Raw genomic sequence first — 9,948 nt, 5'->3', positions numbered from 1 at the left:
CAAGTTGAAGAACGCTCGCCGGGTCGCAACCCGTTATGACAAAACCGCCGAAAGCTTTCTTGGCTTCATAGACATCACCTCCATCCGCCTCTGGCTGCGCCTTTTGTCAACATGACCTAGTGTTTGCTATCCTTCTTGCAGTTTCCCACGCCGTGAACTTCTTTATTGGAAGCAAGAGAGATGCTCGGCTAAAATCAAGATTGGCGGATTATTATGTTGCCGTCGAAACCAACGATTGGCGGCAGCTGTATATTGGTCCAGCACGGTTGATGATAAGTTACATGGAGCATCTGTTTGGGGCAAAGATGCTCTCTCTGAGATTTCTCTGGTCTGTGGCATTGTGGAGTATTTTTTTGACAGCCATCCTATTAATATTGTCATATACTTGGACGTATGTGCACCTTGCCATCAATGATAAGAGGTGCCCGACTCCTCCAATCTCGCGATTTCTCGAGATCCCAGCGTTCATGAGTTGGTTTTTGCCGAGATCATTTGCGATCAATTTTGTTTTTGACTTAGCTGCTTGGTCGGTAACCATTATGCTTCTGCGCATGCTACTCTCGGGCATTCATGCACTGTTTGTGTTGTTTCTGGCAGGAGCTTTTACATTTTTTATATTTTTGCTAATTTACTCAGTTTACTTACCAGTGTCGATTGCGGACAGTGCTAGATATCATGGTATAGTATTTTCAGCTCAGGACTATCTCCAGATCGGAATGGCGAATGCCTTTAATTTGCGAGATTTCTTCGCAATCCCTTACGCTCCGTTTTCTTTTGGTTGTGGGCAGGGTCTTCCGCACACCATTTTCGATATTTCATCTATTGCAACCGGTAGGATCGCAGCGCTGGAATGTCTTCTTCCGACATTGACATTCGTGTCGATTACCGTCTTGGGAACCTTACTCTATCTATTCAGGCCCATTCTAAGGCCGACGGTCTCAATCATCCTGGAAAGATTGGAGGAACACCCGCGTGTAGTTCCAGGCATCGCGATACTAATCGGAGTGGTATACGGAATATTGAAAGTTGTTGCAGATCTGATTGGCTAAACTATTTATTTTGAAGCGAGTCCAATTTAACACGTTTTCTGAGATTTACCTGAAAATCGACCAAGTCCAATTTTGGAATTCTCTGGCGGGATCAAGGTGGTGCCCAGAGGATGCAAGATCTGGCTGTCTTCGCACATCGAAACACAATGGGAGGGAACGTGCCCACTCCCCGAGAAACCATCCTCACTGCGCTGCACGCGCGGCTCTCGGCGCTTCCCTCCAACGCGCTGCGGGGCGACGTGCTGCCCGAGCGCGTCCCGCCAGAGGGCCTGCTGATCCAGCGCGACGGTGAGCCAGCCGAGCCCGAGGTGACGCTGTCGCCCCTGCGCTACCACTACCAGCACCGGGCCGAGATCGAGGCGGTCGTGCAGGGCGGTGACCGGGATTCCACCTTTGACACGCTGACCGCCAGCATCGGCGCTGCGCTCGCCGCCGACCGAACGCTGGGTGGGCTCTGTGACTGGGTCGAGGCGGAAGCGCCACGGCCCCTCGATCTGCCGGTCGAGGGCGCCGCGAGTCTGAAGGCGGCCGTCATTCCGGTGGTGCTGCACTATTCCACGGCCGACCCGCTGGCCTGTCCGCCCGTCGTCGAGTACAGCCGGGAGTTCCAAGCACGGGCGGCCGAGGAATTGGCTTTGCTGCCCGAGGAGTCAGCGATCGAGGAGATGTTCGCGGACTACGCCGTGATGCGAGAGCAGGCGCGAGTGTGTTCCAGTCGGCGTCAGTGAGTTGGGCTGACGAAACTCCTCAGAACCAGAGAGCGACTAATCGCGCTCTAGAGCCTTTCCGCAATCGGACACTTCGTGATGACTGGCTTCAGCCCAAAAATCTGAGCGCCTTCCAGCCCACCTTGCCGTTCTTTGCCTTTCGCAGGACGGCTCGTACGGTTCGTTCTGCGGCCTCGCCGTCACCGACTTCCTTCGCCAAGTCGGGCGGGACGAAGACGTCGCCGCGAGGATTGCGAAGGAAGGCGAAGCTGTTTCCCTCGTGTCGCTCGATCCGGCCCGTTACGTCCTCGCAGAATCCCGGGATCACTTCGGCCTCGGCCCGTCTCCAGTCAGTCGGCTTCTCAGCCGGGTCGGTTCTTCCGATCTCGACGATAGTGCCCGGCTCGACCTCGGCGATTTCCGGGAAACGCCCGTGGGGCATCGGAGATCCACTCTCCATGCCAGTCACGACATAAGTGAGGGCCTTCTCCTCGTTGATGTGCTCGACGACGCCGAGGGAGTAAATCACAGGCCTTGCATCAAGCTCCGCTAGCAGTTTTCTTGCTTCGCCGTCGGCCGTCGGCCTTCGGCGGAGGCTTCGGCCGATCCGTTCGAAACTCGCGCTTGTACCAATCGCTCTGCAGCAGCCGCGACAGTTCCGCCGGCGTCTTGAAGCCATGCTCTTCGCGATAACGCGCTGCTAGGTGTGCCTGAAAGGCCGCTTCGTCGAACCTCTCCTGCGCTGCCAGAAGCTCGGCCAGCCGGATCCGGACGCGCGCAACCTCCTGCTCGTCCCGCGCCAGTTCCGTGGCGTGGACGTAGCAAACCACGGCCTTCGCGGGCTGCGTCTTTTCGAGTATCTCGCCGAGCAGGGCCCAAGGCCAGGCGGCTCTCGACTGCCTTCGCAATATCGGCACGAGACGACGCACTGCGTCGTGAAACCGATCCTCGCTCAGGTCGATCTTGCTCTGGTAGTAGTTGAGCCACTGGTCGGTCGGATCTTCTGCAAGAGCTTGTGCGAGGATCGTTAGTGCCCAACGGACCGGATCGGAGTCCCGGCGCCCCTCAGCTGCTGCGGATGCAGCCTCTCGAGCAACCGCACGGACAAACCTCCGCTGCAAGCTGTCGACTCGCCTGCCGTCCTCGGTAACGAAGGGCGCGAGGTCCTCGGCCTCGAAACCGTCGATGCCGGCCCATTGCGCAAAAGCGAGAAAATCCGGCCAATGGCGGGAAACCTTTCCAGCAAGGCGTAGCATCTGCGAGAAGGCTGTATCGCCACGGAGGGGAGCGCCTATCTGCGAGAATTCGCGCATATACGGCGAGATGCGGTGGCCCATCGCGGAATCGGAAAGTCGTTTCTGCTCGTGGTCCTCTACGATCTTTTTGGCCTGATCGTAGATTGCCCAAGCATAGGCCCGTAAAAACCAGAGGTCGTTTTCATGCCCCAAGAGGCTGGCGCGGGCTGCTTCCAGCGCCTCTGCGGATTTCCCTGCGCGGCGCAGCGCAAAAATCTCTTTTGAGTCCATATCCTAGTTTTTCAGCTGCTTCATCAGCCGCTGAACCTCGCTGTACAGTCCGCCGCTTGCGCCTGGTCCCCCGACCTCCTGTGCTGCCGTCCATGTCTTCGAGCCATCGTAGGTGAAGTCGATGTCGCCGCGCCGGGAACCGTCGGCAAAGGAAACGCGTAGCCGATAAGGCATTAACTTGAACGATATACGGCGTATCTCAGTCCCATCGAGCGACGCGTCCAGGCGTTTCAGGAAGTCGGCCACGAAATCGTCCGGTTCTTCGCGCTCACTAGGACCTTCCAGCCCATCGAACGCGCACAGTGCTTCCGCAAGAAGGCTCTCATCCGAACGCGTGCCGGGAGTGGGCCCAAACCGGCGGAGAAGGTTCTTGCCGTTGTAGTAGTACTGGAGTTCTGCTGTTGCCCCGTCCCGCACCAAGGTGTAGCGCTCACAGTATTCGAGATGCGCCAGTCTTGCGACATCGATGCCGCGGGCTGACCAGCGTTCCCGAAGCTGTCGATGGCGAGGCAGCAGTCTAGCCGTTGCCGTTGAGAAAGAGAACCGATCCCAATCGGGATCTAGCTTGGCGGCCTCCGACTCGCCAGTGCAGGTGACCTCCTCGGCGACATCGATCTCGCCCCACATGTCCGCTGAAATTACGTCGAAGTCAGGCGGCTCGACGACGTATAGATGGCTTTTGGCGCGGGTAAGCGCGGTATACGCCCAGCGGAAGAAGGCGCGGTTCCGGACGCCCCCGGCGTCGGCGAAGTCCACCAGCACTTCGTCCCACTCGCCCCCCTGCGCCTTGTGGCATGTCATGGCATAGCCGAATTTTACCTGGACTGCGTTGAAGTACGGGTCCGCTCTGAGATTCTTGGCGAACTCTCTGGACCTGGGCTTCAGCTGGGGGTTCCTCTGGCGGAAGTGGACGAGGAGCGCCCGCTGTTCGAGGGGCGTCAATTCCCGCCCCGGAGAGTCGAGAAGGTTCTCCAGTATCTTGCACGGCAGTCTGACGACTGTCCCGTCGGCCTCCCTGTAGGCAACGGTTGCGTCCCGGAAGGAGAGTTCGACGCTCCCTCCGCCCTTGACCGGCACGGAGGCGCGCTCGGCGACCGGCGTCACGTCCAGCACCTTGACGAGATCGCCGTTGCGCAAGGAGACCAAGTGGGCGTTGCGGTTAACCAGCAGGATATCGCCGACCTGGACAGGGCGCGACGCATCGCCCCAGAGCCGCTCGCGGATGCCGCGATTGTACTCCAGCGCAGCGGCGTTGGACCGGACAACGACCACGCTCGAGCCGCGGGATCGCACGCTGCGCTCGAGGACGTCGAATGCAACCTCGGATTCGATCCGGACGATCTCCTCGCCATCCGCCTCCAACGAGAAGGTGTTGAAAATGTCGGCCGCGATTGCCTCCCGTATCGCGGTAGCTCGCTCTAGGATAGCGCTGCCCTCGCGTTGGCGCATCACCGTGCCGAGCTCGAAAGTGGATACGGTCAGCTCGAACTCGGCTTTGAGGCGCTGAGGTGACAGGGCTGGCGACTCTTCCTCTCCGACCGGAGGCAACTGAGCGAGATCGCCCACAAAGACCAGCTTGACGAGCCGATCATCGGAGCCCGCTCTGCGCCGCGATCGCGCGAAGGTCACAATGTCCTTGAGAAGACGTCCAGACCCGAAGCGGACTACGTCGCCGTGGACCTCCCGGTCGCCAACCATGGATGCCTCGTCGACAACAAGAACCGACATGGCCGGCTCGTCCTCCGTGAGGGGAAAGAACCACCGCAGGCCGGGGTCATTCGGGGCCTCCGCATCCTCGTTCACTTCAAGCCGGTCGAGCGCATAAATGATGCTGTGGATCGTCTTGGCTCCCACATCCATCCCGGTGGCCTGCGCAACCTTGTTCCCGAGGATCCTGGCTGCGCGTCCCGTCGGTGCCGCTAGCGCGCAGGAGAGCTTCATATCCGCTACGATCTCGACGAGCCTCCCGATCATCGTTGTCTTGCCGGTTCCGGCGCTTCCTGCGAGGATGAAAACGTCGGCGGCATCGTCTTCGAGGAACTGTCGGACTGCTTCGACGGCTTTGGATTGTTCCAGTGTGAGTTCGATTTGCATTTGTGCTGCCTACAAGATGAGACTAAGGCGCGCACGCCTGCTCCTCCGACACTGACGTGGGCAAGTGTATGATGCAATGAAGTTTTTCGACGTTTCCGAGGAGCTTTGGCTGAAGGACGAGGCGAGAATTCCCGCGTTCTGACTTCCGGAGGATATTCGCTCCCTGCAAGCAACACCGAGATGTGCGCGGCATTGACCTGCCAGAGCCCAAACGAAAGCCGCTCGAGGAGCTGGAAAAACGAGGCAGTCAGGCTCTCGATGACATTGTTTGGCGGCTCGAAGTGCGTGGCGAAGGACTTTTCCGTGACTGCGGTCCCCGAATCGGTATCCACTTGTTTTGCTGGCATCTTCCGGTAACCCTGGTGCCAAACTGAGGACTACTTTTGAAATCTCAGCTATGGGAGTTCAATCATGCTGGGTAAATTGAGGGCATAGCTATAGCGAGCATATATAGAAACGTCGAAGATGCGTTCAGGACTAGGCCGACAGACGCCAAGCTCGATTGCGAATTTGAAGAGTCTGCCGATCGCCATCGGCGACATGCGATCCTACTCGCTCTCGGTGCTGCGGCTTTGTCAGCTTGGGCATTTTATGCAGGCAAGGAGACGACCGGCTTCGCTGTCGGGGTAATCGGCGCACTCCTTTTGCTTTTCATTTGCGCGCTGAAAGGTCGCAAGGCGCAGGAAAGCCGGACCAAGTGCGAAGAGTACAGGGCGCGTCGTAGGCAACTCGAGAGCCTGTGCGACGAGGAAGATCCGAGCACGATCGACCGCGGAATCAGGGATCTTCGTGAGACAAAGCTTGCTCCGCATCTGAGGCAGCTCGTCGAGATCTGGATGCCGGCGATCGAGACGAGATTGGAAGAAGCGCGCCGGTTCAGAGAACTCGAGTGGAATCGCTTGGAGAAAATTCGCCGGCGCGAAGCGGTGACAGGAGCTGTGGCCAAGATGCGGGAGACGGCTAAAGCGAGGATTGCCCAGTCACGCAAGGCGCATCCTGTCCTCGCCGCGCGCGACGCAGCCATTCAGCGGCTTGCGCGGGTCAAGGCCCGAAGGGTCCAGCTCGAAGCCGATGTCGACGAGATGCTAGAAGGCAAGTCTTGGTGGACTCAGCTCAGCTATGACTATCCTGACTACAACAAGATGGACAAAGAAATTCGCGATCTGGAGCGGGACGTCAAACTTTTCCTGTCGCGTAATGCAAAGACCATTCGGGAGGCTGAAGAAAAACTAGACGCCGCGGCCGGGCGCATCGACAAGAGGCTACGGCGGATCGAGGAAACCGTCATTGGCGCCGTTCCGGATAGGAGGCAGGAAACCTTCGACGGGGACACCATTGCACGGGACGCGCTTATCCTGTCGGCGCTGTCGATTCCTGTCTCCGCCTGGCAGGACATCTCACAATCCGGCGAGGTCTATGACGCGCTGCGCTCAGTCAATGGCAATTTCGATGGCATGAGCGACAGCGAAATTTGGCTTCAAACGCTTGCCATGGAGCCCGAGAGCCTTGCGGGCCTCGCGTCTCTCACAAAGGGCGCGCTTTTCGAGGCACATGTCGCGGAGAGCACCGGCGGCACGCTCCACGAACACTTCAATACTCCGGATACCGACATCACGATTGATGGGATGGAGTTCCAAGTGAAGGCGACGGACAGCGCAGGATACATTGAAAGCGTGGATCCTGACATCCCGGTCATCGCGACCAGCGAAGTCGCCGTGGAGACCGGCGTCATCGACGGCGGCATGACAAATGCGGACCTAGACAGCGCCACGGATCTCGCCCTAGGCGGATCCGTTGTCGACTTCCCTGACACGGCGATGGACGCGGTGATCGGTGGCCTCAGCGGTCTAGGCATCTTTGCCACTCTCCGGGGCATCAATCACGCTATCGATCGCCATCGTGAAGGCGTCGACAAGGCCGAGGCGATTGAGGAAGGTATCGGCGTCGCTGTGACCGGCACCATGAAGGCGACCGTGGACTTAGCCGAGATGGGTTACAAGGTCGCTACGTCGCGTCCGAGCCGCTTCTTGGGACGTCAGGTTGTTAAGGTCGGACAGGGGATCGGCCGACGGATCGATGCGGCAGAAGAACGTGCGCGCCAGAAAGAAGAGGCCGAGAAGAAGCATACTTGACCGCCGGCCGAGGGTGACACCAACGTCCTAAAAAAACAATGGCTTAGGGTGGAGAAGGTTGGATTTGAGGCCCATCCCCTCCGCCATTTTCCTGTTGCGAACTTTGAGCGACGCGCCTTGAGCGCCAGATTTCTCCCAAGTTTCAAAGGCGTTTAGCCGAGCCACCTGAACCACTGAGACTGGCGAAGTCCCGAATTTCGGTCTCTGAACCGCTTTCGTCTCAAACCGAGCGAACCTCGTCTGACCCGGTTCGGCTTCGCTACGGTCAACGTTTTCAGCCAGTTCCGTCCATCGCAACGGGGCACATTCTGCGGCCGTTCTATCGGCTGGCGTCAGCACCCTGAGAACGCGATGTAGGCGTTCTTGATCGAAGTGAAGCGCAACGCGCTTGTCGGTGCTAGAGTGTCTTGATGCCGATAGTGTTCGGGTTTCGAGACCTCGAAGCGGTGAACCTGGTAGCCGATGGAGACCGCGCGGATGTGGCCCGCCTGGACATCACGCCAGATCGGTTCGACATCGGCGCGTTCGCTGATCCGGACCTGCGCAATGCCGCGACCGTTTTCTATGCGCGCCGAGCCTGGCACGACCGAGCCGATTACGGCATCCAGCGTGTCGACCTCGTGCACCTTCAGGAACGGCGCGCCGGCGTTCAGACGGTCGAGCCGCACATGCTCCGGATCGAGGCTCAGTTCCTCGTCATAGGGTTCGCCGAACAGGGTCGACCGACGAACCCGAGCCCCCGCCGACCAGATCACCTCCACGGTGCGGGCGTTTGTATCGGCTGAGTTCGGCGCAAGCTCCGCCATCCGACGCAGGGCCGGGATTTCGATCATCGTGTCCATATTGCTCAATCCTGTTGGTCGGCCTGCGCCGGGTCGGTTTCCACGTCGGCGGTTGGCTCTGCGTCCGGTTCGTTCGCCGGATCGCTCGTCTGCGCGCTGCCGGTCTTGGTGACGCGCCGTGGGTCGCTGTCTCCGTCACCGGATTATCTCGCGAACGGGACGACTCCATGAACCCATCAACCCATTGGAATTACGAGGATGTTTAACGCCGTCCCGTGACCATCGAGGGGCGCTCGAAGAGAGACACAGGCCATTCGGAGACCCATTCTGCGTCAAGCTTCCAGTCTCCGAAGGGCGGATGGTCCGGCCAACGCCCTTTGAAACAAAAAGAAAAAAGGCCCCAATCGGGGCCCTTGGACGGATTCAGTATCTGAATGTGGCGGAGGGGATGGGTCTGAAAGACAACCTTCTCCACCTCGCGCAGGCGCCGTCCGGTTGTGTCGGTGCGCGATACGCAGGTGTCTTTTCTAGCTTTGGATCATACTGTTAGCCAAGATGGTCGTCCTTGAGCCCATCAATCTGATGCATGCGCTCGTGCAGGATGGTGACGATCCCGACGTCGCCATCGCCGAGCCGCGCCAGCGCGATGAGATGATCGCCGCCGGGTCCCCGTTCGCCCGCGTGCCAATATTTCACGGTGGACTCGCTGGCGCCCGTGCACCGCATCGCGATCCTGATTGTGCGATTGATCGACCGAGTTCCTCCTGCCACGCCACTGCTACGGCTTTGTGTGCCATTCGCTCGGTTTTCAGCGACGAGAGGAAGCCCTCCATCGCCACCCCCGCCACACCGAGCTGCAAAACCGCAGGACCCACCTTCTGACCGAGGACGGCGAAGGGCCCAGACCGCGCCGGACAGCCTTGCTCTGCCGTGGCGGCGCGGCGTCCATTCCGATCACAGCATTGACAATCGGACGTCCGTCCTGTATTTTCCAGATCGGACGCCCATCCAATGTGCTTGCTTGCGGTGGCGCTCGAACTTTACCCCTCTCGGAGGTCCGACATGGATGAAAAACTAACGCGTCAAATTCAGATTCTGGCGGCATGGTGCGGCCCGGCGTTTGTCGTGCTTTATGGCTTGGCCTGGGTGGTCATGGCGCATAACTATCCGCCGCCCGATCCGTCGTTCACGGCGCAGGAACTCGTCGACAATTTCTACCTGAAATATCAGGATCGTATCCTGCTCGGGCAAAGCCTCTCAACCGCTTTCGGCATTCTCTATCTGGTCTGGGCCTGTCAGGTGAGCGTTCAGATGTGGCGCCGCGAGACGGTTCCGATCCTGTCTCTTATTCAGCTGTGCGGCGGCCTTCTGACCGGTTGGGTGCTGATGTTCGTCCCGGCAATGTGGGCCTGGTGCGCCGAAGTGGCCGGGGTCGTTGATCCCGAGACGATCAAGATGGTTCATTTCATTGCTTGGTATTTCTTTGACATGACCTACTGGATCACCACCATCGAGGTGGCCGCCATCTTCATCATGGTCGGGAGTGTCATGAACTCTGTGTATCTGGTTTGGCCCATGCGGGTTTCAGATACGGTCACGCGTTGAAGCGCTCATCGAACATGATAGCGAACTGATTGCGGGCGGCAAACCATTCCCGG

8 protein-coding genes and 2 pseudogenes are annotated in these 9,948 nt (G+C 59.0%); 5 read left to right on the top strand and 5 right to left on the bottom strand.

Annotation, left to right across the window (positions count from 1 at the left end; genetic code table 11):
- The 3 genes and pseudogenes from ACSR1C_RS19910 to ACSR1C_RS19900 form a co-directional block, all read left to right on the top strand.
- Positions 1-115 (top strand): annotated as a pseudogene (locus tag ACSR1C_RS19910) (IS5/IS1182 family transposase); the annotation flags it as partial.
- A gap of 352 nt (positions 116-467) precedes the next feature.
- A complete protein-coding gene (locus ACSR1C_RS19905; RefSeq protein WP_460260769.1) occupies positions 468-1,049 on the top strand; it encodes a hypothetical protein in 582 nt (193 codons plus the stop codon).
- Between the two features lie 158 nt (positions 1,050-1,207).
- Positions 1,208-1,624, top strand: a pseudogene (locus tag ACSR1C_RS19900) (acyl-CoA transferase); the annotation flags it as partial.
- 241 nt (positions 1,625-1,865) lie between these two features.
- On the opposite strand, the gene ACSR1C_RS19895 reads toward ACSR1C_RS19900, so the two are convergent.
- From ACSR1C_RS19895 to ACSR1C_RS19885, 3 genes are read right to left on the bottom strand one after another with little or no spacing between them, the layout of a single operon-like run.
- Complete coding sequence (locus tag ACSR1C_RS19895; protein ID WP_460260770.1) at positions 1,866-2,285, bottom strand: hypothetical protein; 420 nt, start codon at positions 2,283-2,285, stop codon at positions 1,866-1,868.
- A 10-nt stretch (positions 2,286-2,295) separates the two neighbouring features.
- Positions 2,296-3,282 carry a DUF7017 domain-containing protein gene (locus ACSR1C_RS19890; protein ID WP_460260771.1) on the bottom strand — a complete coding sequence of 329 codons (987 nt, stop codon included), beginning with the start codon at positions 3,280-3,282 and terminating at the stop codon, positions 2,296-2,298.
- Between the two features lie 3 nt (positions 3,283-3,285).
- Positions 3,286-5,376 carry an ATP-dependent DNA helicase gene (locus tag ACSR1C_RS19885; protein WP_460260772.1) on the bottom strand — a complete coding sequence of 697 codons (2,091 nt, stop codon included), beginning with the start codon at positions 5,374-5,376 and terminating at the stop codon, positions 3,286-3,288.
- Positions 5,377-5,948: 572 nt separating this feature from the next.
- On the opposite strand from ACSR1C_RS19885, the gene ACSR1C_RS19880 reads away from it, so the two are divergent.
- Positions 5,949-7,508 (top strand): hypothetical protein, encoded by a 1,560-nt coding sequence (locus ACSR1C_RS19880; protein ID WP_460260773.1) that lies wholly within the window; start codon positions 5,949-5,951, stop codon positions 7,506-7,508.
- Positions 7,509-7,840: 332 nt separating this feature from the next.
- On the opposite strand, the gene ACSR1C_RS19875 is transcribed toward ACSR1C_RS19880, so the two are convergent.
- Both ACSR1C_RS19875 and ACSR1C_RS19870 read right to left on the bottom strand, forming a co-directional pair.
- Positions 7,841-8,350 carry a hypothetical protein gene (locus ACSR1C_RS19875; protein ID WP_460260774.1) on the bottom strand — a complete coding sequence of 170 codons (510 nt, stop codon included), beginning with the start codon at positions 8,348-8,350 and terminating at the stop codon, positions 7,841-7,843.
- Positions 8,351-8,836: 486 nt separating this feature from the next.
- Complete coding sequence (locus ACSR1C_RS19870) at positions 8,837-8,986, bottom strand: hypothetical protein (RefSeq protein WP_460260775.1); 150 nt, start codon at positions 8,984-8,986, stop codon at positions 8,837-8,839.
- 366 nt (positions 8,987-9,352) lie between these two features.
- Between ACSR1C_RS19870 and ACSR1C_RS19865 the strand changes: the two genes are divergently transcribed.
- Positions 9,353-9,895 (top strand): hypothetical protein, encoded by a 543-nt coding sequence (locus ACSR1C_RS19865; RefSeq protein ID WP_460260776.1) that lies wholly within the window; start codon positions 9,353-9,355, stop codon positions 9,893-9,895.
- Positions 9,896-9,948: the final 53 nt, after the last annotated feature.

It is taken from the genome of Actibacterium sp. D185-2 (assembly GCF_054954595.1).
Note: the sequence above shows the minus strand (reverse complement) of the source record. Positions and strands in the feature narration are given on the sequence as shown.

Excerpts from the sequence above, each read along its gene's own strand:
- ACSR1C_RS19905 (WP_460260769.1), top strand. The coding sequence starts at position 468 with ATGAGTTGGTTTTTGCCGAGATCATTTGCGATCAATTTTGTTTTTGAC.
- ACSR1C_RS19890 (WP_460260771.1), bottom strand. The coding sequence starts at position 3,282 with ATGGACTCAAAAGAGATTTTTGCGCTGCGCCGCGCAGGGAAATCCGCA.
- ACSR1C_RS19885 (WP_460260772.1), bottom strand. The coding sequence starts at position 5,376 with ATGCAAATCGAACTCACACTGGAACAATCCAAAGCCGTCGAAGCAGTC.
- ACSR1C_RS19875 (WP_460260774.1), bottom strand. The coding sequence starts at position 8,350 with ATGGACACGATGATCGAAATCCCGGCCCTGCGTCGGATGGCGGAGCTT.
- ACSR1C_RS19865 (WP_460260776.1), top strand. The coding sequence starts at position 9,353 with ATGGATGAAAAACTAACGCGTCAAATTCAGATTCTGGCGGCATGGTGC.